This window comes from Oleidesulfovibrio sp. (assembly GCF_047973035.1).
GTDB lineage: Bacteria > Desulfobacterota > Desulfovibrionia > Desulfovibrionales > Desulfovibrionaceae > Oleidesulfovibrio.
Genome location: NZ_JBKEBF010000010.1, coordinates 1 through 23,100, shown reverse-complemented (window position 1 = coordinate 23,100; position 23,100 = coordinate 1). Strand labels below are relative to the sequence as shown.

Below are 23,100 nucleotides of genomic sequence, written 5' to 3'. Positions count from 1 at the left end.
GCCCTCGTCGCGGGGGATGCGCTACAAGCTTACCGGTGTTCCGTCTGCTGTGGTCAGCACAACTTCACCGGAGAGCCAGTCTGCAGTTTTCTTTTTGTGTTCAAGCAGATGAGGCTGTGTCATATGCTTGCGCAAGGCATCCATACTTTCCCACTCCTCGTACATGAACAGCACATCGGGCGAGAACGGGTCTTTGTAAATATTATATGTGATGCAGCCTTCTTCCTTACGCACTGTCAGGGCAAGATCGCCCATATGTTCAACGAATTGCTGCGTATAGGGCGCTTTTGTAGGTATTTTTACAGTTACTATAATCATGTGTTATCTCCTTTTGTTTCGTTGTAGCTGAAAGGCATCCAAAGCCAGTGGGTATGTTGCCACAGGTAGCGCATACTGTCGTTTAAGAAAAGCAGGTACTTTTTTTGAAGCCGCATGGAACCAGACTGCGGATGGTATTTATCCTGTGCTGACGAAGGAGGATAGTGCCGGTCTTTACCGGAGGAGCCTTTTTGTATCTCTGGAGTATGCATATTGCTGTGGCGGAGGGACCGGTTATGTTCAGGCAGTATGGTTGCCGCGGAGTATGGCGCACCGGGCGTCGCAATAATATACTGGCATGGAGCGCCCGGCAGCTTGCCGGACGAAACAGCTCTTTAGATCGCAAGATGAACCCGTATTCCGGTAAGATGTGTTTTTTGTGATTTTTGGGGGGCTATGCTTTTTTTGTGAAGAAATGCTGAACACTCGAATGATACTTTGCCGATAAGGCAGGCCAGAAGCCTGATTGGTGTATGGAATATGCCGTAATAATGGCATGCTATGGCTGTACAGTATGCTTTGCAATATAACAGCAGCCAATGAGTGGAGCATGTATCAAATGATAAAATGCTGCTTGTTCATCCGGAAAGTATGCAAGATATGAACACACAAGAAGGACTGCCTATCTGTTGTAGTAAGTTATGATTGAAGGGGTGGCTGCCGCTCAGCTACTGCGTGCGCTGCAGCGTATTCTAAAAATATGGAGTAACGGCTTGCCTTTTCACGAACCGTCAGGTACTGACAGGGCTTCTCGATAATGAGAACAAAATTCATTTTCATAATGTGGAAAAAAAGGACATGTGTGGAGTGGTTATGCGACCCTTACGAATTATTTCGCTGATTATAATGCTTTTGGCTGCTCTTGGCTGCGTACGCAACGTGACGCCGGTACAGGTGCAGGGTGAGGCCCCATGGCTGGATGGTCGGTGGCCCCATGAAAAAAGTACATTGCCCCGCAGCAATCAGTCCGTGTTCGGCCGTCTGGAAAACGGCATGCGGTACGTCATTAAGCAAAACGAAAAGCCTGAAGATCGCGTAACTGTACAACTTAATATTCAGGCTGGCTCGATGATGGAGCGTGATAACGAACTGGGCCTTGCGCATTTCCTTGAGCATATGGCTTTTAACGGTTCACGCAATTTCGCCCCCGGCGAGCTTATTCCGTTTTTTCAGGAAAACGGTTTGGCCTTTGGCCGCGATGCCAACGCACACACTTCTTTGATGGAAACCGTATACAAGCTGAATCTGGCCTCGGATGAAGCAAATCTGAACAAAGGGTTGTTGTTCATGCGGGACGTGGCCGACGGACTGAGCATTCTTCCGGAAGAGGTGGAAAAAGAGCGCGGCGTTATTTTGTCTGAAAAGGCGGCCCGTGATTCTGAACAATATCGTGCAGGTCAGCGCAGACGCCAGCAGCTGTTTGCCGGAACACGCTTTGTAAACGACGTAATCGGTACCGAAGAAGTCATCAGAACTGCCTCTGCAGAAACTCTGCGCGGTTTTTATGATGCGTGGTATCGCCCCGAACTGATGGTCTTGGTAGTTGTGGGTAACATCGACCCCGTAACCGTGGAAAAAGATATTAAAACGTTGTTTGGTGATTTCAAGGCTCATGGCGAACGCCGTGTGCTGGAATCGTGGGGTGATGTCCAGTATTCCGGTGTTCAGACCTATCAGGATACATACGATACTGAATATACCATTGTAACCATGGGTGCTATGAAGCCGCGGGAATGGCTGGACGATTCGCCGGACTTGCAGCGCCGTATGCTGCATGGCGCAATGGCCAACAGCATTATTAACAAGCGCATGCAGCGGTTGCAGGCAAAGGGCGATGCGCCTTTCCTCAAAGCATTTGCCCGTGAATCTGCTACCATGTACCTCTTCCCGTCTGTCGATTTCATTACAATAAGTGAAGCAGGTAACTGGCAGAAGTCTTTTGCTATTATGCAGGATGAACTACGCCGCACGCTGGAGTTCGGTTTCCTGCCGGAAGAAGTTGCGGAACTGAGTACAGAGCTGCTGCGCAGCTATGAAAAGCGGGCAAAGTTTGAGGCGCAGATTCCCAGTGATTCCGTAGCAGAGACTATGATTTCCTGCTTTAACGGCAACCGTGTGTACCAGTCGTGGCAACAAACCTACGACATGTATAAGGTGTTCATTGAGGAAGCGAGCGCAGAAGACCTGCACCGTGCATTTGTTGAAATGTGGGACAGCGGCAACAGAATAATTTCTGTAACCGGTAATGCCGTTATCGAAGGTGATGCCGATGCTGTAATCCGCAACTTGTGGGAAGAAGGCAATAGCCGCACGGTTGTGCCAGTGATGGCAGCAGGTAAGCTGGACTACCCGTATGTGGCAGAGCCGAAGACCGCAGGCGTGGTAGCCCGCAAAACGGAAAAGCCTGTGGCTGGTGCAAACCTGACCCTGCACGAAGTTGTGTTTGAAAGCGGCCTTGTGCTGCGGATGATTCCTACTACCTTCCTGAAAGACCGGAGCTCGTTGTCGCTGCATATAGGTGGCGGCGGGGATTCTTTGCCCGATAACAGCTATATAACTGCCACTTTGGCCATGCTGACCGACAGTGAGTCCGGCTTCGGCAAGCTTACAGCTGAAGAAGCAAGCCGCCTGCAGCGCAGCACCGGTTACGGCACCGGATTCAGCCTGCAGTCCAAATCGCTGATGCTTGGCTCCGGCGGTGAAACTGAAGACATGCAGGGCATTCTGCAAGCCATGTGGACGCAGTTCCGTGATCCTTTCATCGAAGAAAAAGACCGTCAGGAAATGCTCCGCGGTCTCGCCATTGCCGATGCCGCTCGTAACAAGGACGTGCCTTCTGCCATGTCCACTGCAGGGCGCGAGCTCTTTTTCGGTAAATCGCTGCGTATTGACCCCATTACTGCCGGGAAAGGCTCAACTGTCTCGCTTGCAGATATGCAGACCGCGTTGAAGTCGCTGTACGTTCCTGTGGACGGAGTGCTGAATATTGTAGGCGACTTTGACCCTGCCAAAGCACAGGCGCTTGTTGCTGCGACCTTCGGCTCATCCGAAGTGCAGTGGAAACCGCTTTCCGGTGCTGATTACGCCTACGTTCCGAAGTTTGCTCAGAAAGGCAAGCGTGAGCGCCACATCGTGGTTGATGCGGACCTGAATCAGGCTGCATTGCGAGTAGGCTATCTGCGCAGGCTGGAAGACATCCGCGACCGTAAAACTCTTACCGCGCGCAGGTTGCTGGCTTCAGTTGCCCGTGACCGGCTGCGTGAAAGTGTGCGCGAAGAACTTGGCGCATCTTATTCTCCCAGCTTCTTTTACTGGGTGGACTCTGACAACGGCTACGGCATGTACATGGTGAATATCGGCACTCAGCCCGATAAACTGGAAAAGCTTGTGGACGTTGTGAACGAGGTTATGGCGGACATCGCGGCAAACGGTGTTACCGAAGAAGAAGTGGAACGCCAGCGCAAGCCCATGCTGAGCAGCTGGGAAGAAGGTCGGCGCGAGAACGCCATTTACATGGGAATGCTTGATACTATTGCCCGTACCGACTGGCCTTCGTTTGAATGGAATGCCCAGTTCCCCGAACTTCTTAATGCCGTCACTGTAGAAGAGTTGAACCGTGAAGCACGCGCAGCATTTACCGATGCCAATAAGGCTGTGCTTACCGGTACCGAGTCCGGCAAAAAAGCAAAGCAGGCAGCCAAGGCTGCGGCGGAGTAACGCAGCAATGAACGCACTTATAGAATGCCGCGACCTGCGTCATAGCTATGGCGAAAAAGCCGTGCTGCACGGGCTTTCGTTTTCCGTTGAGCGCGGCGGAGTGTTCGGCCTGCTGGGAAAAAACGGTGCAGGCAAAAGCACAACTATTAATATACTTATGGGATTTCTCAGGCCCGGCAGCGGTAGCTGCCGGGTTCTGGGGGAACCCAGCCACGCCCTGACTCCTGCCGCGCGTGCGCGCATAGGCCTGCTGCATGAAGGGTTCATTCAGTACGACTTTATGTCCATTGATGAACTGGAGCGTTACTATGCTCCCTTTTATCCGAAGTGGGACAGGGACGTATTCTATGAGCTGGTCAACAGGCTCAACGTGCCGAACACGCGTCGTATTTCCTGCATGTCCTGCGGGCAGCGTTCGCAGGTTGTGTTGGGGCTTATTATGGCTCAGCAGCCGGAACTGATGATTCTGGATGATTACAGCATGGGGCTGGACGTGGGGTACCGGCGCCTCTTTATCGATTTTTTGCGTGAATATGTGAAGGATCGGGGCACAACGGTGCTGCTTACTTCTCATGTGGTGCAGGAACTCGACAAAATCGTGGACAACATGATTGTGCTGCAGGAGGGACGTGTCGCTGTTTCCGGTTCGAAAAAAGAGTTCATGGAGAGCTTCCGGTGCTACTCTTTTACCAGAACAGAGGCGGCAGACGCCCTGCACGCAGATGATCTGCTGCAGAATGTGGAACACATGGGCAGCACCACGACAGTATATACTTTCACTGAAGAAGCCGCACTGCGGCAGCATTTGAAGCGCTTCGGAGTTGAGGCGGAGAACCTCACCATGATGCCCATGGACTTTGAAGACGCCTTTATCGGACTTACCGGCAAGTATTGATACCACGCTAAGGCGATTTGTGTAGCGGGCGGGCGCGTTGTGCCTGTTCTGCAGGTTTTTTGTATCCGAATTTCGCCATGTACGTGATTTGCAAACTGCGTAATGCGCTAATAAAATTGAGAAAGATATGAACGCTCAGATAAAGGCTCTGCTGGGGAAGGAGTGGATCAAGCTGCGCAGGGGGATATGGCTTATTCCGCTGTTGCTTGGAGTTGCGGCAATAGACGCCCTGCTCACGCTCAATACAATTGAACGTGTGCACGGGGCCTTTGGCCTGTGGACAACTCTGGTTGCCAAGGAACCGATGTTTTTTAAGTTCTACGTTCTGATTGCTTTATGCGCCATCATCATCGGTTTGTTGCAGGCCTGGCCTGAAACGCAGAATAAGCGGATTCGTTTGCTTTTTCATATGCCTACAGAACCGGAGCGTATAGTAGGCGTAATGATTGCCACCGGTCTTGCGCTTGTCGGGTTGACAAGCCTGATCGCACACGGGCTGCTTGTTGCAACCATGATGCACTTTAACCTGCCGGCAGATATCATTATTCCGGTTCTGCTTACTGTGGCGCAGTGGAGTGTGCTCAGCGTTGCTCTTTATCTGGGCATCATATCCATTAGCGCTCCGGTACGTTTTCCCGTCAGCCTTATGGGGCTGGCCGCATTTCTGATTGCTCTGGAGCTTATGCTCAAGACTCCCGGATATGCCCGAATGGCTCCTTCTTTATGGCGGTATGCATTGTTTGCGGCCGGTTTTGTACCGCTTGTATTCTTCAGTTATCTGCCTCTGATGGGAGAGCCCGGAAAGCATCGTCTCTACTCCGTTTGCCGTGCAGCCAGTCTGTTGCTGGTTACCGTGGCTCTGTGCGCGGTGCTGCCTGATTTGTACTGGCGTATCTGCATGCCCGACAGAGTAGGTGAACGCCTGTACTACAGTCCTGTCGAGAAGCAGTTTGTCATTTCCAGCAGCTACACTCAGAGAGTCCCCGGCCCGCAAGGCAGTGCAGGTCCTGTTATTACTCTGGAAGATGGTACCGTGCTGGATCTGAAGCAGAGGGCTTTAGCCTTGCCGGTGCTGCACGCAGAGGACCTTATCAAGTGGAAGATGTTTCCCGATACCATTGCAGGGAAGGTGGTTACATTGCATCAGGCCAAGTACGGCTGGCAGTTCATGCGGTTTAAGCCGCGTGACTGGAATGTGTCTGCCCCTATGCTGCACATGATGCTGGAGTCCAGACCGCATGGAGCCAAGCTGGAAATGCCTGATGATCTGTTTCGTCTTGGAAGCGGGGAGAGCTCTATAGAATTTATCGACCCTGAGACCGGTGCAGTGCGCACGAAAAAAAGTGAGCAGTTCACCACTGCCATGATGGATGCGGGATTTGAATTTCCTGTACAGGCTTTCGGTGGCAACCCCGATACGCGTAAAGAATATGACGAAGGCTATCTGTTTGTGGATGCCCGGGGAGGCGTATTCAAGCTGCAGATGGTGGAAGGTCGCCCCGTTTGCATCAACAGCGGACAACGCATCGAGGAACCTGTGCGCGGTGTTTTTGTAAGCGAAAGCAGAAGGCGCGAAATGGTGGGATATATCGTGTCTGACAGCGGCGTGTACAGCGTGATGCAAAGCGATCTTTCTTTGCGCCAATGGCCTCTTAACGAGTTCGACGCAGATAGCTCGCACTTTTATCTGTGGGCTGACCCGCTGTGCAAGGTCATTGTGTCCGGCAACTTTGCGCAGCCCGAGCTTGGCCTTTCGGGTGTGGCCATGGACCCTGACTTTACCGTGAAACGGACATACGACCGGCCCATGCATGATGCAGATGTTAACGCGCTTGATTTGCGAAAGACAATTGCATCAGCTTTGTTCCCTGTGCGTATTGTGCAGCATTCACCCATAACCAGCTACGTAACCATGGATTTTGAATACGCGGCAAAGCCCTTGGTAGCATTGGCTTCCGGCGTGGTCTGCACGTTGCTTATGGTGTTCGGCTTCCGCGCTGCGGGCCGTCGTGTACGCCTGTGGGATTGTGTTCTGGTGGCTGCTTTCGGGCCTGTGGCCTTGCTGGTTGCAACAGTTGCGACGTTCAGGGAGATATCGTTTCGCAACTTGCTGCGTCGTTAGAGAATGCTGAGATACCCGCCCCTGTGGTGAGGAGATCACCACAGGGGTTTTTTATAGTCATGTCATTGAAAATGACATTCATTACCTTGAAAGGGGGCCTTATGAAACGCGTTGTACTGAGCTGCCTGATGTTGCTGCTGACCGCAGCTGCAGCTCATGCACAGGAACAGGCTGAAGCTGGCGCTGGCGGGGCGCAGCGGCCGAAAGCCGTATTGGAAAAAATGGAAGGCAGCAAAAAAGAGGCTGCTGCCAATGCGACAAAGCGGACAACGGGAGATGCATCAGACAAAGTGCATAAGTTGAGTGTGGTGGAGGTTGAAGACGCACGCAACGAGTCGGGAGCGTCTTCTATAGGCGGACAGACTCTGAGAACGCTGCCGTCGTATTCCGGCTCCATTACGGAAGCACTTAAAGGCATGTCCAACGTGCAGTTTTCCAATGACATGCTGTCTTCTCATACCGGCGGTGAGATAAAGCCGCCGCGTATTTCCATTGCGGGAGCCGACCCGTGGGAAAACAGCTACATGATTGACGGGATGAGCATTACCAACAGGCTGAATCCTAACGGCATGCAGGATGACTCCGCGCACACATCTACAATGCTTTCGGGTGCGGACCAGACGATTTTTTATGATGTCCGCCTGCTCGAAAACATCAACGTGTACACAAATAATATTCCTGCAAAGTATAGTGGTTTTACCGGTGGTGTTGTCGACTCCCGCCTGCGTGACCCCAAAATGGACGAGTGGCATTTTGAGGTGGAAGGCAGGCATACCCGGAGCAAGTGGTTTTCATTACGCGGGGTTGATGAAAATTCTGACTCTGCGGAAAGCCAGCCAAGATTTAACGTCAATACTCTTTCAACCATAGCGGAAGGGCTTGTTAACGACAATGTTGGTGTGCTTCTCGGGGCTTCCCGCAAATATTCTACCATACCGCTGAAGCGCAAAGACAACGACGGCAATGTAACTGATGATGACCAGCATCGTATAAGCGACAACTTTTTTGCAAAGTTACTGCTGCGTCCTAATGATGATATGACACTCTTGGAGATGGCTCTCTGCGGCTTGTCGCGGGTTATAACCGTTACTACTCCGGTGACTTGCGGGCCATTGTATTTGATCGACACCGCCGGTTTATTCAGCATCAGCAGAGAGATATGAATGGTGACGGTGTATTTGAGTCAAGTACTACCAAACTGGGCACAGACAAGAACTATACAGCTGCAGGTCTTGATACACCGTACTCTGATGAGTTTACCGCTGGTGTTCTGGGTGACGTACTGGGCTTTGAGTACAGCGTGGAGTTTTTGCAGCGCAAAAGCAGAAAAGGCTTAGAGACTCATAGCGATGACGGCCTTGATTATCACTGGATGAACACCCGTAAAAGTGACCATAATGCAATTACGCTGAAGCTTGCCAAGGGGATACGTACAGAGAGTTTGGGTAATCATATATTCTCAATCGGCGCGACGAAGTCCGAAACTGAAAAGAATAACAACAGTTACGATACTGAAAGTTATGCAGAGCGCTACGGGCACATATGGGATTATGACCAAGCCTATCTGAACGGTGAGTTGGTAAGCAGAAGTGAACTCCCTCCTGACGACTTTAACTCGTCGCTGACAGTCACCTTTGGCTGGCAGGGCAGCTTTTTTGAAGATTCCCTGCGTTTGAACAGCATAACCCGCTGGAAGGATTCAACCAATGGGCTCTCCCGTGATTCCCGTCTCAGCGATGACACCCCTAACGGAACAGTTACCGGCAGTAACAGAACGGAAAGCAGCGAGTGGGTCAACGATGATGGCACCTACAGCAAGGCCTATAAATACGGCGTAATATCGGGAAGTTTTATTACCGATCTGGGCGTAGAGTGGGATGCCTACAAAGATGAAGACCTCACCTTCACCATGCTGCTGAACGTTAACAACGTGTTTGACGAGTCTCAGGAAGTGAGCGTGACCGAAGGCGAAGCTTCCCGCGGGCGTTCTATCTATGCAGGTGTACGCTGCGAGTTCTAGCCGACGTACCAGTAACAATAAGTAAGCAGGCATCCGGCGCAGTTTATGTGCGCCGGATGCTTTCGGGCATTTCTTCGGGGTGTCGCACCGCATTGTTACACGCCGTTTTCAGGCAGCGGGTGCGCAGAGTTCTGTTGATCAAAGGTAAGGAGATAGTTCCATGCGTAATGCATCGGAGAAGCAGTCTGGTCTGATTTTTAAATCTGCTGAAAACACAGTCAGCGGCGGCAAGCAGTGTCTTCAAGATCGCTATAAAAGAGTGCGGCAGGCTATCGGGGCTTTATGCCTTGGCGTTGTTCCGGTTCTCTTCTTAGCTGCTGTTTTGTGTTTTGGCAGCGCATCCGGCGTTCGGGCGGCGCAAAAAAATGTCATGACAATGGGTGATGCGCCGCAGTTTGCGTGGAACGGAAAGCATTTTCCGCATGCGAATCCGGATGCGCCCAAGGGCGGCACCCTCAGTCTTGCCGCCAGAGGTAATTTTGATTCCATGCATGCGTATATCGCCCGCGGATTACCTGCTGCCGGAATCGGCTTTACGGTTGATACGCTTGGCGTAGGGGCGCCGGACCATACGATTTTTGAATACTACGGGCTTATTGCAGAATCATTTGAAGTCTCGGATGACCTTTCGCATGTGACTTTTCATATCAATCCGGCTGCACGGTTTCATGACGGTATGCCCATTACGGCAGAAGACGTGGCGTATACGTTCCGGCTGCTGATGGAATACGGCGCTCCCAGATACAAGCAGTACTATGCTTCGGTGCAGGGGGTGGAGGTCCTTTCCGCCCGTAGCGTGCGTTTTACCCTGACCGAAAAAAATAACGCAGAGCTGCCTGTTATTCTGGCGCAGCTTCCTGTGCTGCCTAAACATTACTGGGAAAAACACGACTTTTCAAAGCCGTCGCTTACGCCAGCCGTGGGCAGCGGTCCGTATAAAGTGAAAGATTTTTCGCTGGGCAGTTATGTGGAATACGAGCTTGTAACCGACTATTGGGCGAAAGACCTGCCGGTGAACAAGGGCCGGTATAACTTTGGCACTATCCGATACGAATACTTCCGTGACGAAACAGTTGCGCGGGAAGCATTCAAAGCCGGTGAGTTTGACTTTTACAGCGAAGGAACCGCCAAAGCGTGGGTTTCTGCGTATACCGGCCCTGCTGTAAAGGCCGGTCACATCAAGCGTGAAGAGCTGACGACAAACCGGCCCATGGGCATGTACGGCTTTATCTTTAATACACGTAAGGACTTTTTTGCCGACAGGCGCGTACGGCAGGCCATATCGCTGCTGTTTGATTTTGAATGGACCAACAAGGCCATCTTTCATAATGCATACACCCGCAGCACCAGTTACTTTTCAAACAGCGAGCTGGCTTCCTCCGGTGTGCCTTCAGAGTCAGAACTTGCGGTGCTGCGTCCTTTTGCAGACCAGCTTGCGCCAGAAGTACTAACCGAACCTTACCACGTGCCTGTTACAAAAGGTGACGGCAACGTGCGTGAGCAGATGCGGCAAGCCCTGAGCCTGCTGCAGCAGGCAGGCTGGCAACTGAAGGACGGCACTTTGCAAAATGCCGCAGGGCAGCGTTTTGAGTTCAGCATTCTGCTGCGCTCTGCAAGCCTTAACAGAGTCGTACTGCCTTTCAGGCGCAACCTCGGGCGCATAGGTATCAACATGCATGTGTCACTTGTAGACCCGACGCAATACGTTAACCGTATCCGCAGTTTTGATTACGACATGATTATGGGCCGTGTGCCCCAGTCTTCTTCCCCGGGTAATGAGCAGCGCTCATACTGGACAAGCAGCGCTGCCGATACAACAGGCTCAGGCAACTATGCAGGCGTCAGGTCTGCCGTGGTAGACGCACTGGTAGAGCACATCATCGCATCGGCAGACCGTGAAGAGCTGGTCACAAATTGCCGCGCACTTGATCGCGTGCTGCTGCATGGCGCCTACTTTATTCCCGGCTGGTATTCTTCTGTCATCCGCATTGCGTATTGGGACAAGTTCAGGCGCAGTGATCTGCAGCCTGCCACGGGCTTCGACATGCATTCGTGGTGGGTGGATGAAGAAGCGGAAAAAGCCCTGCGCGCTACGGCAACCGGATACGGGAAGTAGCCATGTTCGAATACATAGTTCGCAGGCTGGCGCTGCTGGTGCCTACGTTTTTGGGCATCATCGCGCTGAACTTCTTTGTTATCCAGTCCGCCCCCGGTGGGCCGGTGGAACAGTATCTGCTGAAGCTGGAAGGCGCCGACACGGTATTTATGGAGCGGCTTGGCGGAGAAGGCGGCGATGCCGGTGTGGATGTGGTCTCCATTGACGGAGAGAGCGGCACAGGCGGAAATGGTGCGTACAAAGGCCACAGAGGGCTAGCGCCCGAAGTGATTGAAGAGGTCAGGCGCATGTACGGTTTTGACAAGCCCATACATGAACGCTTTTGGCTGATGCTGACAAATTATCTGACCTTTGAATTCGGCAACAGCTTTTTTAAAGGGCGCAGTGTCATACAGCTGCTGGGTGACGCGCTGCCTGTATCCGTTTCGCTGGGCGTATGGAGCACGCTGATCATTTACTTTGTGTCCATACCGCTGGGTATCCGGCGGGCTGTGAAGCACGGAACGAAGTTTGATGCGGTAACAGGCACGCTGGTTGTCATCGGTGATGCAATTCCGGGATTTCTGTTTGCCGTGCTGCTGGTGGTACTGTTCGCCGGTGGCAGCTACTGGAATATTTTTCCGTTGCGGGGGCTGGTTTCGCCGGACTTTGCAGACATGACGCTGTGGCAGCAGGTATGCGATTATTTTTCACATCTTGCATTGCCGCTTACTGCCATGGTTATCGGCGGATTTGCCACGCTTACCACGCTTACCAAAAATTCTTTTCTGGATGAGATACATAAACAATACACCGCTACAGCGCGCGCCAAGGGGCTTGGTGTGCGGCAGGTGCTGTACGGGCATGTGTTTCGTAATGCCATGCTTATTGTCATCGCAGGGTTTCCCGGTGCGTTTATTCATATGTTTTTCACCGGCTCTGTGCTTATCGAAGTGATTTTTTCGCTTAACGGTATCGGCCTGCTGGGGTTTGAGGCTGCCATGACACGTGACTATCCGGTCATGTTTGCCACGCTGTATATGTTTACGCTGCTGGGGCTGCTTACCCGCATCATCTCCGACGTGACATATTCTCTGGTAGACCCGCGTATCACTTTTCCCGGCAGGGGGACGGCCAATGCATAAGCTGTCTCCTCATGCTCTGCGTAAAATCAGGGCGTTCCGGTCGCACAGGCGCGGCTGGATTTCGCTATGGGTGTTTGTACTGTTCTTTATGCTCAGCCTCGGGGCGGAACTGGTGGCAAATGATAAGCCGCTGCTCGTTTCGTATAAGGGGCAGTGGTACGCACCTGTATTTAAAACATATCTTGAAACTGACTTCGGCGGTTCGCTGCCTTTTGAGGCAGATTATAAAGACACGATAATCAGTACAGAGATTGATGAACACGGCTTCATGGTGTGGCCGCTTGTACGGTTTTCGTACGATTCGGTGAACTATCAGGCTGAACAGTTTCCTGCTCCGCCCTCTGCCCTGAACTGGCTGGGCACGGATGATCAGGGGCGCGACATTGTGGCGCGGGTGCTCTACGGTTTCAGGCTGTCTATCCTTTTCGGCTTCAGCCTGTGCATTGTAAGCTCTGTTGTAGGTGTCGTGGCGGGAGCCGTGCAGGGGTATTACGGCGGCGCCGTGGACCTTGTTTTTCAGCGGTTTATGGAAATCTGGTCGGGTATGCCTGTTCTGTACCTGCTTATTATCCTTTCCAGTATCGTAACCATGGGCTTCTGGTCATTGCTGGGCGTGATGCTGCTGTTCAGCTGGATGGGGCTTGTGCATGTGGTGCGGGCAGAGTTTCTGCGCTGCCGCCAGCTTGATTATGTGCGTGCTGCCAGAGCCATCGGTGTGCGCGACAGAACCATCATGTTCCGTCATATCCTGCCCAACGCCATGGTTGCTACCATCAGCTACCTGCCGTTTATCTTCAGCGGGGCCGTAACCACGCTTACCTCTCTTGATTTCATCGGCTTCGGCATGCCTCCCGGTTCGCCTTCGCTGGGCGAACTACTGGCACAGGGCAAAAACAACCTGCATGCACCGTGGATAGGACTTACCGCCTTCGGCGTGCTGGGAACGCTTTTGTGCCTGCTGGTGTTTATCGGGGAGGCGGTGCGCGACGCATTTGATCCTAACGGGGGAAAAAAAGCATGACGAGCCGGAAGGATATATTGCTTTCTGTGGAGGATCTGCGCATCGGCTTCGGTGCAATGGCGCAGAAAGGGGCTACAGACATTGTCGACGTGGTGCACGGTGTAAGCTTTGCGCTGCGGCGGGGCAAGGTGCTGGGTATTGTAGGCGAAAGTGGTTCCGGAAAATCGCTTACCGCACGGGCCGTCATGGGCCTGCTGCCCGCAGGCGCCACGGTGCGGGGCGGCAAAGTGCTGTTTAACGGCAAACCGCTGCCTGTTTCGAATGATGAAGCCATGCGCGCCGTGCGCGGCAGACGTATTGCCATGCTGTTTCAGGACCCGCTGAGCAGCTTTAACCCCTTGCACCGCATTGGCCGTCAGATAGGCGAAGGGTTGGCTGTTCATCGCCGCTGGGACAAGGAAAAAATTAAAAAACGGGTTGCCGGTCTGCTGGAACAGGCAGGCATGGATGATCCGCAGCGGATTATGAATTCGTTTCCGCATCAGCTTTCCGGCGGGCAGCGGCAGCGCGCTATGCTGGCTATGGCCCTTGCAGATGAGCCGGATATTCTGATTGCGGATGAGCCTACAACGGCCCTTGATGCCGCCGTGCAGCGGCAAGTCATCGACCTGTTGCTGTCATTGCGGGCTTCGCTGTCGCTTACGCTTATTGTCATCAGCCATGACCTGCCCATGATGCGCAGTCTTGCTGATGAAGTATGCGTTATGCAGCATGGGCGGATTGTGGAGACAGGTTCCGCAGACAGGATTTTTGCTTCGCCGCAGCATCCTTATACCAGAATGCTGATGGACAGCGGCAAAGATGACGTTCCGGTGTCAGTACATAGTGATGCCGCCCCCGTGCTGGAAGTGCGCGGGCTGAATGTCCGTTATCCTGCGGGCAGTAGCTGGTTCGGCAGGGTTCGGCGGTATCATCATGCCGTTCGGGATGTTTCGTTCGCTTTGCGTCGGGGGGAATGCCTGGGAGTGGTGGGTGAAAGCGGTTCCGGCAAGTCTTCACTGGGATTGGCCGTGTTGCGGCTTATCGCATCACAGGGAGAAGTGAGCTTTTCCGGCGTGCCGTTGCATGTATTGAATGAGAAAGAATTGCGTTCTCATCGCAGCCGTCTGCAGATTGTCTTTCAGGACCCGCTTGCCGCGCTGAACCCGCGTCTGAGTGTGCAGGAATGCATTGCAGAAGGGCTGAGGGCACAGGGCGGCATGACGGAAACCGCAATGGAAGAACGCGTCATCAGCGCCATGCGGGAAGTGGAACTGGACCCTGAAATGCGGCACCGCTACCCGCATGAGTTTTCGGGCGGGCAGTGCCAGCGGGTGTGTCTGGCCCGTGCGCTGGTCATGCAGCCCGAGTGCATAATATTTGATGAACCCACATCATCTCTTGACCGTAATACGCAGTTTCAGGTGGTGCGCCTGCTCAAAACATTGCAGCAGCGTCATGGTCTGGCCGGTGTTTTTATCGCCCATGATTTGTCACTGGTACGGCGTATCTGCCATCGGGTGCTGGTTATGCAGCATGGTGATGTTGTTGAAGCCGGAGATACCGCCAGCGTTTTTGCTGCGCCGCAACATGCCTATACACGCCGCCTGCTTGAAGCGGCGATGGCTGAGTAAAAAATAGAAGAGCGGCTTTGCCAGACGTTTGCGGACAACAGTGCGGTAACGTCTGACAAAGCCGGACAGAATGGAATGTTTCTATGAAAAAAATAAATCTAGTAAGCCTTGCAGGTAAAATTTGTCTGCCGGTGTTTTTCGGCCTGTTGTCCGTGGCTCCGTCTACTGCACGAGCCGCCTCGCCAGAGACAGTTGTGGAAACGGTAACCTCTACCATTGCCATTGAAAAAAAAGTTCATGAACAGGGCTCGGAGTGGGAACGGGAACAGGCGTCGCTGCAGGAAAAAATCCGGCAGGCACGGCTGGAAGAGGCTTGGTATGCACTGCAGGTAACTACTTTTACCCGCTACGTGAATACGGCAAGTGACCGTGTGGACGAGCTGACAAAGACCCGCGATGAGCTGGTGCGCATGGAGGCGGAACTGGAAGGCGTGCTGGTTAAGTACATTGATGCGCTGGACAGCTTTGTCCGGCAGGATGCGCCGTTTCTGCAACAGGAGCGCGAAAGTCGCCTGCGCTTTTTGCGTGCCACTGCGGACGACTATGAACTGACAGGGGCTGAAAAGCTGCGCCGCACATTGGAGGCACTGCAGGTTGAGCTTGCCTACGGTACCGATGTGGAAGTGACCGCAGGGGCAATTACCGTTGCTGGTGAATCCCGTAACGTCCGGCTGCTGCGGTTTGGCAGAGTCGGGCTGTTTGCGCTGTCGCCGGACGGTGCAAGTGCATGGCGCTGGCAGCGGGGGCAAGGGTTTGTAACTGTTGATGCCGGACAGGTTCCCGCAGTGCAGCAGGCTGTGACTATGCTTGAGTCCGGCAGCGTGCTTCAGTTGCCAGTGTTGCCGTTCGGGGAGGTGAAATAATGCGTACTCTGGCCATAACCCTTTGTGTCTTTTTTCTGGCAGTTGGTACGGTGCTGGCTGCTTCTACCGGAAACGGCACTTCACTTGGCCGCATTGCCGAAGATGCCAGCGAAGTGAAACGTGTGACAAGCGAAAACGCCCGGGCGGTGATGCGCAGTATGGAAGAGCAGCGCGCTGGGCTGAAAGAAGAACTGGCAACACTGACCGCCAGCGTCAATGCAAAGAAGAGTCGCGCTTCGGAGTTGCAGAACAGACTTGCCTCGTTGCGAAAGCAACAGTTTTCTCTTGAGGAAGAGTTGAAAAGTAAGGAAGCGGTGCGGCGTAAGATTCAGAACTCGGTGCGGGATAATGCAGGAGTGCTGCTTGCCGCAGGGCCGATGTTTGATGCGCAAGGCCTTGACGCCGGATGGCGGGAAAAACTGGCCCTGATGGCAGAGCCTGAACGCTTTCCTTCGCTTGGCGACGTGGAATTTCTGCTGGCAGCCCTTCAGGCTTCGATTAATGCCGGCGGCAAGCTGGTGCGTGTGCGTCAGTTTGTACATGTGCGTGATGGCAGCAGCCGGATGGTGGACGTTCTGCATCTGGGAGCATTGCAGGCAGCCTACGCAGCAGGAGAAGAAACAGGATTCCTTTTGCAGCGCGACGCTGCTTCGTTGCCGCAGGCTGCCGCCTATAAGCCGGATAATAACGAGGCGGAACTGGTTCGTAATGCTTTTACAGCGCCGGACGGCGCAACAATAGCGATTCCGGCAGACCTTTCCGGCGGCAAGCTGCTGGCAGACCCGCCGAAGCGTCACACGCTGCTTACTACTGTTATGGAAGGCGGTCTTTTCCTGTGGCCTATTTTGCTCATCGGCGTTGTGGGAATACTGCTGGTGTCTGAACGTGTCTTTACGCTTAGTCGTGTCCGCATAAACGGAAAGCAGGTTGTGGCAAAGGTGCTGGGTGCAGGGGCTTTCAGAATGCGTGCAGAATACGCCGGTGCGGCATCGCCTGCGGAACGCGTTGTGGGGCGCATCCTGAACGGCAACGGCGGCAGCAAGGAAGCTGAACAGGCTGACAGAACATCGCCTGAACTGATGGAGCGACGTCTCGAAGAAGCCATGTTGGATGAATTGCCGCCTCTGGAGCGCTTTTTACAGACTCTCAGAGTGTTGGCTGCCATCTCTCCGCTTCTGGGGCTGCTGGGAACTGTATCCGGCATTATTCAGACATTCCGTGTCATCACCGCCCACGGCAACGGCGACCCCAAGCTGCTTTCTGCCGGTATTTCCGAAGCATTGCTGACTACGGAGATGGGCCTGCTGGTGGCTATTCCGCTGCTGCTCTGCCACCATTTTCTTACCCGCCGCGTCAATACCATCATGCTGGACATGGAAGCCGCCGGAACATCGCTTATTGCCGCCGGTGCAAGCGGAGGTAAGGCATAATGGCAGGCGACATTCTTGGCGGAATATCCGTCGGGCTCAAGTCGTTGTCAGCCGGTGCAGGTATTCTGGCGCTTCTTGGAATTCTGTGCATCTGGGTTTGGACGCTTATTATCCTGACCGCAGTGGCGCTGCGTGATGCAGCAAAGCAGAGCCGGGGTATGGAGAGTTCGCCGGATGCCGGTTCAGGTGCGGATGCGGGCACTGCCCCCGCTTTTTGTTCAATGAACAGAGCCAGCGGTAACGTTGTTGATACGGCAAGTCATAGTGTCTCCGGAGGATTATCTGACCCTGCCACACCATCTGCCGGCAGGAAGCCTTTATCTGAAAGAACATTGCCGGAGCATACCGCTGATACCGGTGTGTCCGTACAGGTTGGCAATCGTTTACCACCGATTGTTGCGGCGGATGCGAGCGACTCTATGCTTCGTGCAGAAGGAGCTGCCAGTTGCGGAGTGCAAGGTTCCCGCCCGGAAAGGGGCACGGACGGAGGTGCGGACACAAGCACCGGCAGGGGTGTTGTGGAACAGCATAGGCTGTTCTGCCGTGTGCTTGATCAAAGCGGCATCAGTGGGCGTCTGCGCAAACGGATTGTCAGAGCGCACATGGACATTGCCATGAGGCAGTTCAGCAAGAATGTGGGAACCATTCTGCTGCTTGCGTCACTTGCTCCGCTGCTTGGGCTGCTGGGCACGGTTGAAGGCATGATAGGCACCTTCCGCGCCTTGGCAGAGGCTGGCAATGCCAGCAATGCGGCCCTGACAGAAGGTATTTCAAAAGCGCTTGTAACCACACAGGGCGGCCTGCTGGTAGCCATCCCCAGCCTGCTGGCTGGCGGCGTGCTGTATCGCAAGACACGTAAGTTGCGGAACACGCTTCGTTCCATCTCCCTGCGGTCAGAGAATTCCGGCGCGATGTTCAACAGCAACGGCCCTTGCCCCGACGGAGGTGCATAATGAGGTGGCGTCGCTCCTCTCAGGATGAAGTGGTCAACGATATCGACCTTACACCTATGATTGACATGGTGTTTATCCTGTTAATATTTTTCATAGTATCCACAAGTTTTATCAAAGAATCCGGCGTGGTGGTGGAGCGCCCTGCAGCCAGCACCGGTGAGGCACAGCAGGTACAGGTTGTGGTGGGTATCGACAGCGATAACGTGTTGTGGCTGGAGGGTGACACCGTGGATATCCGTACCCTCAGCGCTCATATGGACCGTCTGCTGGCAGAAAAAGAAAATCTGGCCGTCATTGTGGCTGCAGATGTGCAGTCAAACTCCGGCGTGCTGGTAAAAGTGATTGATATGTGCAGGATGGCGGGTGTGCGGGATGTAAGCGTAGCCACCAAGGAAGCTTCATGAAAAAAGCAGGAACTGTAGTGTTGGCTGCTTTCGGGGGCATCGGCGTAACAGTTTTCCTGCTGTTGTTTCTGCTGGCAGGTACGTCTCCTCGCCGGGCTGTGGAAAAGCCCGTCCTGCATGGTGCTGTAAAATTATCCTCGTTTAGAGATGCTCCGGTGCAGGAAGAACAGACTTTTGCCACGCAGGATGTGCAGCAGGTTCAGCCTCTGGAACATGTGGCTCAACTGGAAATGTCTATGGATTCTCCCGCGCTGGAAATGGATATGCCCAGTATGGAAATGGATTTTGCACCCGAAGTGGCAGGAACGGCTCCTGTAAGCGGCGTGCCTTCCATGGCCGCGGCTGGCGGGCTGAGCAGCCCTTCCGGCGGGGCTTTGACCTTGGGTGAAGTGGATGAACAGCCGCGCCCGTTGTACACGCCTGCACCTTTGTACCCGATCAAGGCAAAGCGTCTGGGAACAGAATGCACAGTTACCTTGCGCATTCTGCTGCGCGAGGACGGCACCGTAGGCAAAGCCACACCGGTGGACCCGCAGTCCGGAAAAGAAGCTTTTTATGAAGCGGCAAAAGAGACTGTGATGCAGTGGCGTTTTGTACCCTGCAAGGTTGACGGTAAAGCTGTTCAGTGCATCGCAGACCAGCCTTTTTCGTTCTCTCTGAGCAGATAGGCAGGGAGCAGGGTTAACTATGATGAGTGATATTACCATAACGACAGGCTGCCACAGTTTGGCGAAGGCGGAAGTCTTTTTACCGCAGGGGGCTGTTGCCGGTTTTTTGCGCAGACAGGTTCCCATGATGTTGATTCGACTGGTGACCGGACTGGTTACAGCGGCGGTGCTGATGTTTTTTGCACCGGCAGTGCAGGATGCGCATGCCGCCGGGCGTCCGGTAACTTCCTTTGAGTATGATATGTTTACCAGAGCGAAAGAGCATCTGGACAAAAAACGCTTACCGGAAGCTGCCGAGCTGCTTGGCAGGTACTTTCGCGGGCATTCGCAAAAGCATCTGTATGGCTATGAGCTGTACGGTCTGGTGCTGTTGCAGATGGACAGAGCCGATCTGGCAGTCAATATTTTGCGGGAAGGCTTTGCGGCATATCCGGAAAGCATTGCTCTGGCGCAGAATCTCGGCTCTGCATTATATCAGCTAGATAAGCCGGTAGAAGCCGCCGAAGCATATATGGCTGCTTACAGTCTGTCAGACAGCAAGCAGGTGCTACTGGCCTATACTGCTGCAGTTTTTTATGCCCGCGCGGAACAATACGGCAAGGCAGCAGGCATCCTGCTGCCGCTGGTGGCACACGAGAAGGCAAAGCGCGACTGGCATATCCTGTTGAGCCAATGCCTAATGCATGACAAAAAAGAAGCGCAGGCTGCAGAGGTGCTGAGAAACGCTGTACGCATTTATCCGGAAGACGCAAAGGTCTGGCGCATGCTCGGGTTTGTCTACTTTCGTCAGGGGCTGCGGGAAAAAGCGGCAGCAACTTACGAAGTTGCGTATAAGCTGGCGCCGCCCAGCAAAAGAGAATCCGCGCAGCTGGCATCGCTGTATTGTTCATTGGGGGCACCGTCCTTGGGAGCAAGGCTGATAGGGGATGCTCCGCCCACACCTGAAATGCTGGACAGTCTTGCGGTAACACTGGCGCGCGGCGGTGACCTTTCTGCTGCGTTGGAGCAGATCAATAGCGTATTAAAGCAGGCTCCGTCAGATAAGCGTCTTTTTTTCAAGGGCAATATTCTGATGCGTATGCAACGTATTGAGGAAGCGCGCTCCATATTCACCAGCCTTGCTGCAAAAGGGGGAAAGCTGGCATCCAAGGCACAGTGGGTTCTTGCTGTTCTGGCATGGAATGAAGGCGACTGGGACCTTGCACGAGCAGAACTGAAAAAATTATCTGATAACGGGGGTGACTTGAAAGCCCGTGCGGATAAGCTGCTGGGAGTGCTGCAGGAAATCGAGAACGGCAGCAGAGATGCTGATGCAGCCCGACTTCCTTCTGTAATCAGAGGTTCTGAAAAGGCCGGAACATAATGTATGCCGGATAATGCCTGCCGGTTGCAGCTTAAGGATATAGCTGTATCCGTCCGGCTGATATCCATGGATATAAAAAGGCCGCCCCGAGGGGCGGCCAGAGTTGTCCTGAGTGCGGGCCTGGGTGGCAGCTAGTCTTCTCTGCCTGCGCTTTCCAGTGACTGAATAAGGTCACGGAGCTCTGTCGCTTGTGTTGCCAGCTCCTGCACTGCTTCCGCGGCCTGCATCATGCCATCCGCAGTTTCGTTGACGATCATGTTTACTTCTTCAACCGACCTGCTGACCTCTTCCATTGCCGCGGCCTGTTCTTCTGCCGCGGTGGCAATGCTGGATACCTGATGGGCAGTATCACTGGCCATGCCTACAATGGAATCCAGCGCTTCGCCGGAAGAGTTTGCCTGCATGGTCGCTTCTTCAATGGCTTTTAAAGCCTTGTCCACGCTTTCAATGTTTTTACCGGCAGCCTGCTGGATGTTGGCAATTCTGTCGCCGACTTCCTTGGTGGCACTCATGGTTTTTTCTGCCAGTTTACGCACTTCATCGGCAACTACGGCAAAGCCTCTGCCTGCATCGCCAGCACGGGCTGCTTCGATAGCGGCATTAAGCGCCAGCAGGTTGGTCTGGTCTGCGATGTCCGAGATAACGGTCATAACCTGACCGATTGAGTCCGCCTGTTGTCCCAGTGATCCCATGCTTTCCTTAAGGCTCAGCGCGGTGTTGTTTACTTCTTCGATGGCCCTTATGGCTTGCTGAACAATACCGGCGCCCTGCTGCGCTTTATCACGGGCTTCGCCGGAGCTGGAGGAGGCAAGGGTCGAGTTTTGCGCGACTTCAGTAACCGTGGCGTTGATTTGCTCCATGGCAGTTGCAGTCTCCTGCATTCTGTCGCGCTGGATTGATGCTCCGCTGCTTACCTGATCGACCTGTGCCGTCAGTTCGTCGGCAGCAGAGGACATGCGTTCGGCGATAGTATTCGCCCTGCCGGAAAGATCCTGCATGTGCGTGATGAGTTTTGATACTTTTTCCTGTTGCATTCTGGCTTCATCAAGAGCTTTTTCCGCATTGGCCGCCTGTCTGGCCGCTTCTTCGCTTTTAAGGTTGGCCTCATGCATTTTTTCCTTTAACGAGCCGACCATTGTTGTGATGGAGTTTTGCAGTGAAGCCATTTCCGCAGAGAAAGAGCCCCGGGCTGTGGCGTCCAGATTGCCGCCTGCCACCTGACCTGCAAAGTCCTGAATTGCATTCAGCGGAGTAAGCAGTTCGCGCCGGAGAATAAACAGTGTTGCGCCTATCACCAGCACTATGATGACGCCGCCTGCTATAAGCAGAGCTGTGCGTAGCGCAAATACGCTGGCAAAGGCTTCGGCTTCGTCGATTTCTGCGATGATGGCCCACCGGACCCCTGCAAGAACGTTGAGAGGGGCAAATGAAGACAGTACGGGATGGCCGTTGTAGTCGGTGATTATTTCCGTGTTGCTTTCGTCATTAAGTGCTTTTTGAGCGGCAACGGTATCAACTTTGCCTTTTTGCGGATTTCTGAACGAAGCCACAACGGAATGATTTGTCGGGTCAAGGAATGAGTCGGAACGCATCAACTTGTCAGGGCCGATAAGATATGTTTCGCCTGTTTTTCCAAGTCCGTCCCGAAGCTGCATAAGCTTATTTATATGATCAAGCGGAATCTGCAGCACGACAGTACCGGCGGGAGCGCCGTCTACTGTGATACGCTTGGCGATAAATGCTGCCGGATCGCCTGCCGAAGGTGCATACGGCTTAAAGTCTGAAAAACCGAGAGATTCTTTTTGCGCCATACGCCATGCATCGGCAATGCCGCTTTGTGCAAGGGGCCCGCTGGCAAGGCTTTGACCGAGGTCAGATTCCTTGGCCTGTGTGTAAAGAATGCGGCCTTCCGTACCAACCAGAAAAGTATCATAGTACCCTTTCTCTGTTACATACGGAGAAAAGTGCGGATCAGCCTGCTTGTACAACTCCTTATACTCATTGGAACCAATATTTACCGCAGGACCGCTGTGGCCTTCAGGTAAGTCGGCGTAGGTCTGCAGCGTTGCGATATACGTAGCTGCAAGGGTGTTCTTTGAAAGTAGCGATATGTCGTCTTTCCACCCTTCGATCAGCTCTTGCGCGGTGTGCTGCTTGGTCGCCCGCAGTGATGTCAGCTGATTAAAGTACTGGTCTTCCAGTTTGGAAGCCGCCTGACTGAAAGCGTAGTATCCCATTGCGGCAAACGGAATGAGACCAATGGCCATGCAGAAGGCAATCATCTTTTGTTTTAAGGAGATATTGGTCGTCATGACTCCCCCCTATAAGGAAGTTTGGTTACTTTTACCTGCCATAGTGAGGTCAGAATAACAGCGTACACGAATAACTAGCGAGCGTTATGATTATAATTACATTTCCAGTGCGAAGTATGAGTTGTACAGTTCCTGATACTGTTCTCCATTGCGGCAAACGG

At 53.4% G+C, this 23,100-nt stretch carries 17 protein-coding genes; 15 read left to right on the top strand and 2 right to left on the bottom strand.

The window, feature by feature from the left end:
* Positions 1 to 21: 21 nt before the first annotated feature.
* Positions 22 to 318 (bottom strand): putative quinol monooxygenase, encoded by a 297-nt coding sequence (locus ACK5LI_RS02430; protein ID WP_416946042.1) that lies wholly within the window; start codon positions 316 to 318, stop codon positions 22 to 24.
* 813 nt (positions 319 to 1,131) lie between these two features.
* Between ACK5LI_RS02430 and ACK5LI_RS02425 the strand changes: the two genes are divergently transcribed.
* The 15 genes from ACK5LI_RS02425 (at position 1,132) to ACK5LI_RS02355 (ending at position 20,627) form a co-directional block, all read left to right on the top strand.
* A complete protein-coding gene (locus ACK5LI_RS02425) occupies positions 1,132 to 4,035 on the top strand; it encodes a M16 family metallopeptidase (protein ID WP_416946041.1) in 2,904 nt (967 codons plus the stop codon).
* Positions 4,036 to 4,042: 7 nt separating this feature from the next.
* Positions 4,043 to 4,930, top strand: coding sequence for an ATP-binding cassette domain-containing protein (locus ACK5LI_RS02420; protein WP_416946040.1), 888 nt, complete (start codon positions 4,043 to 4,045; stop codon positions 4,928 to 4,930).
* 127 nt (positions 4,931 to 5,057) lie between these two features.
* On the top strand, positions 5,058 to 7,052 hold the full coding sequence (locus ACK5LI_RS02415) for a DUF4857 domain-containing protein (protein WP_416946039.1): 1,995 nt from the start codon (positions 5,058 to 5,060) through the stop codon (positions 7,050 to 7,052).
* 101 nt (positions 7,053 to 7,153) lie between these two features.
* On the top strand, positions 7,154 to 8,215 hold the full coding sequence (locus ACK5LI_RS02410) for a TonB-dependent receptor plug domain-containing protein (RefSeq protein ID WP_416946038.1): 1,062 nt from the start codon (positions 7,154 to 7,156) through the stop codon (positions 8,213 to 8,215).
* Complete coding sequence (locus ACK5LI_RS02405; RefSeq protein ID WP_416946037.1) at positions 8,212 to 9,072, top strand: hypothetical protein; 861 nt, start codon at positions 8,212 to 8,214, stop codon at positions 9,070 to 9,072. Before ACK5LI_RS02410 ends, ACK5LI_RS02405 begins: the two co-directional genes overlap by 4 nt.
* A gap of 160 nt (positions 9,073 to 9,232) precedes the next feature.
* Positions 9,233 to 11,188 carry an extracellular solute-binding protein gene (locus ACK5LI_RS02400; protein WP_416946036.1) on the top strand — a complete coding sequence of 652 codons (1,956 nt, stop codon included), beginning with the start codon at positions 9,233 to 9,235 and terminating at the stop codon, positions 11,186 to 11,188.
* Between the two features lie 2 nt (positions 11,189 to 11,190).
* Positions 11,191 to 12,312, top strand: a complete 1,122-nt coding sequence (locus ACK5LI_RS02395) for a microcin C ABC transporter permease YejB (RefSeq protein WP_416946035.1) — start codon at positions 11,191 to 11,193, stop codon at positions 12,310 to 12,312.
* Positions 12,305 to 13,333, top strand: coding sequence for an ABC transporter permease (locus tag ACK5LI_RS02390; protein ID WP_416946034.1), 1,029 nt, complete (start codon positions 12,305 to 12,307; stop codon positions 13,331 to 13,333). The genes ACK5LI_RS02395 and ACK5LI_RS02390 overlap by 8 nt, the downstream gene beginning before the upstream one ends.
* Positions 13,330 to 14,946: an ABC transporter ATP-binding protein gene (locus ACK5LI_RS02385; RefSeq protein ID WP_416946033.1), complete on the top strand. Its 1,617-nt coding sequence runs from the start codon at positions 13,330 to 13,332 to the stop codon at positions 14,944 to 14,946. Before ACK5LI_RS02390 ends, ACK5LI_RS02385 begins: the two co-directional genes overlap by 4 nt.
* Before the next feature lie 83 nt (positions 14,947 to 15,029).
* Positions 15,030 to 15,809 carry a DUF3450 domain-containing protein gene (locus ACK5LI_RS02380; protein WP_416946032.1) on the top strand — a complete coding sequence of 260 codons (780 nt, stop codon included), beginning with the start codon at positions 15,030 to 15,032 and terminating at the stop codon, positions 15,807 to 15,809.
* Positions 15,809 to 17,239 (top strand): MotA/TolQ/ExbB proton channel family protein, encoded by a 1,431-nt coding sequence (locus ACK5LI_RS02375; protein WP_416946031.1) that lies wholly within the window; start codon positions 15,809 to 15,811, stop codon positions 17,237 to 17,239. Before ACK5LI_RS02380 ends, ACK5LI_RS02375 begins: the two co-directional genes overlap by 1 nt.
* Positions 17,239 to 18,192, top strand: coding sequence for a MotA/TolQ/ExbB proton channel family protein (locus ACK5LI_RS02370; RefSeq protein WP_416946030.1), 954 nt, complete (start codon positions 17,239 to 17,241; stop codon positions 18,190 to 18,192). Before ACK5LI_RS02375 ends, ACK5LI_RS02370 begins: the two co-directional genes overlap by 1 nt.
* Complete coding sequence (locus ACK5LI_RS02365) at positions 18,192 to 18,596, top strand: ExbD/TolR family protein (RefSeq protein WP_416946029.1); 405 nt, start codon at positions 18,192 to 18,194, stop codon at positions 18,594 to 18,596. The genes ACK5LI_RS02370 and ACK5LI_RS02365 overlap by 1 nt, the downstream gene beginning before the upstream one ends.
* Positions 18,593 to 19,264 (top strand): energy transducer TonB, encoded by a 672-nt coding sequence (locus ACK5LI_RS02360; RefSeq protein WP_416946028.1) that lies wholly within the window; start codon positions 18,593 to 18,595, stop codon positions 19,262 to 19,264. Before ACK5LI_RS02365 ends, ACK5LI_RS02360 begins: the two co-directional genes overlap by 4 nt.
* Positions 19,265 to 19,283: 19 nt before the next feature.
* The gene (locus ACK5LI_RS02355) at positions 19,284 to 20,627 is read left to right on the top strand and encodes a tetratricopeptide repeat protein (protein ID WP_416946027.1); all 1,344 of its coding nucleotides are present in this window, start codon (positions 19,284 to 19,286) and stop codon (positions 20,625 to 20,627) included.
* Between the two features lie 131 nt (positions 20,628 to 20,758).
* On the opposite strand, the gene ACK5LI_RS02350 is transcribed toward ACK5LI_RS02355, so the two are convergent.
* Entirely contained in the window at positions 20,759 to 22,939 is a 2,181-nt protein-coding gene (locus ACK5LI_RS02350) for a methyl-accepting chemotaxis protein (RefSeq protein ID WP_416946026.1), read from the bottom strand.
* Positions 22,940 to 23,100 lie beyond the last annotated feature (161 nt).

Bases quoted from the DNA above. Each gene is read 5' to 3' on its own strand.
- ACK5LI_RS02430 (WP_416946042.1), bottom strand. From the start codon at position 318: ATGATTATAGTAACTGTAAAAATACCTACAAAAGCGCCCTATACGCAG.
- ACK5LI_RS02425 (WP_416946041.1), top strand. From the start codon at position 1,132: ATGCGACCCTTACGAATTATTTCGCTGATTATAATGCTTTTGGCTGCT.
- ACK5LI_RS02420 (WP_416946040.1), top strand. From the start codon at position 4,043: ATGAACGCACTTATAGAATGCCGCGACCTGCGTCATAGCTATGGCGAA.
- ACK5LI_RS02415 (WP_416946039.1), top strand. From the start codon at position 5,058: ATGAACGCTCAGATAAAGGCTCTGCTGGGGAAGGAGTGGATCAAGCTG.
- ACK5LI_RS02410 (WP_416946038.1), top strand. From the start codon at position 7,154: ATGAAACGCGTTGTACTGAGCTGCCTGATGTTGCTGCTGACCGCAGCT.
- ACK5LI_RS02405 (WP_416946037.1), top strand. From the start codon at position 8,212: ATGAATGGTGACGGTGTATTTGAGTCAAGTACTACCAAACTGGGCACA.
- ACK5LI_RS02400 (WP_416946036.1), top strand. From the start codon at position 9,233: ATGCGTAATGCATCGGAGAAGCAGTCTGGTCTGATTTTTAAATCTGCT.
- ACK5LI_RS02395 (WP_416946035.1), top strand. From the start codon at position 11,191: ATGTTCGAATACATAGTTCGCAGGCTGGCGCTGCTGGTGCCTACGTTT.
- ACK5LI_RS02390 (WP_416946034.1), top strand. From the start codon at position 12,305: ATGCATAAGCTGTCTCCTCATGCTCTGCGTAAAATCAGGGCGTTCCGG.
- ACK5LI_RS02385 (WP_416946033.1), top strand. From the start codon at position 13,330: ATGACGAGCCGGAAGGATATATTGCTTTCTGTGGAGGATCTGCGCATC.
- ACK5LI_RS02380 (WP_416946032.1), top strand. From the start codon at position 15,030: ATGAAAAAAATAAATCTAGTAAGCCTTGCAGGTAAAATTTGTCTGCCG.
- ACK5LI_RS02375 (WP_416946031.1), top strand. From the start codon at position 15,809: ATGCGTACTCTGGCCATAACCCTTTGTGTCTTTTTTCTGGCAGTTGGT.
- ACK5LI_RS02370 (WP_416946030.1), top strand. From the start codon at position 17,239: ATGGCAGGCGACATTCTTGGCGGAATATCCGTCGGGCTCAAGTCGTTG.
- ACK5LI_RS02365 (WP_416946029.1), top strand. From the start codon at position 18,192: ATGAGGTGGCGTCGCTCCTCTCAGGATGAAGTGGTCAACGATATCGAC.
- ACK5LI_RS02360 (WP_416946028.1), top strand. From the start codon at position 18,593: ATGAAAAAAGCAGGAACTGTAGTGTTGGCTGCTTTCGGGGGCATCGGC.
- ACK5LI_RS02355 (WP_416946027.1), top strand. From the start codon at position 19,284: ATGATGAGTGATATTACCATAACGACAGGCTGCCACAGTTTGGCGAAG.
- ACK5LI_RS02350 (WP_416946026.1), bottom strand. From the start codon at position 22,939: ATGACGACCAATATCTCCTTAAAACAAAAGATGATTGCCTTCTGCATG.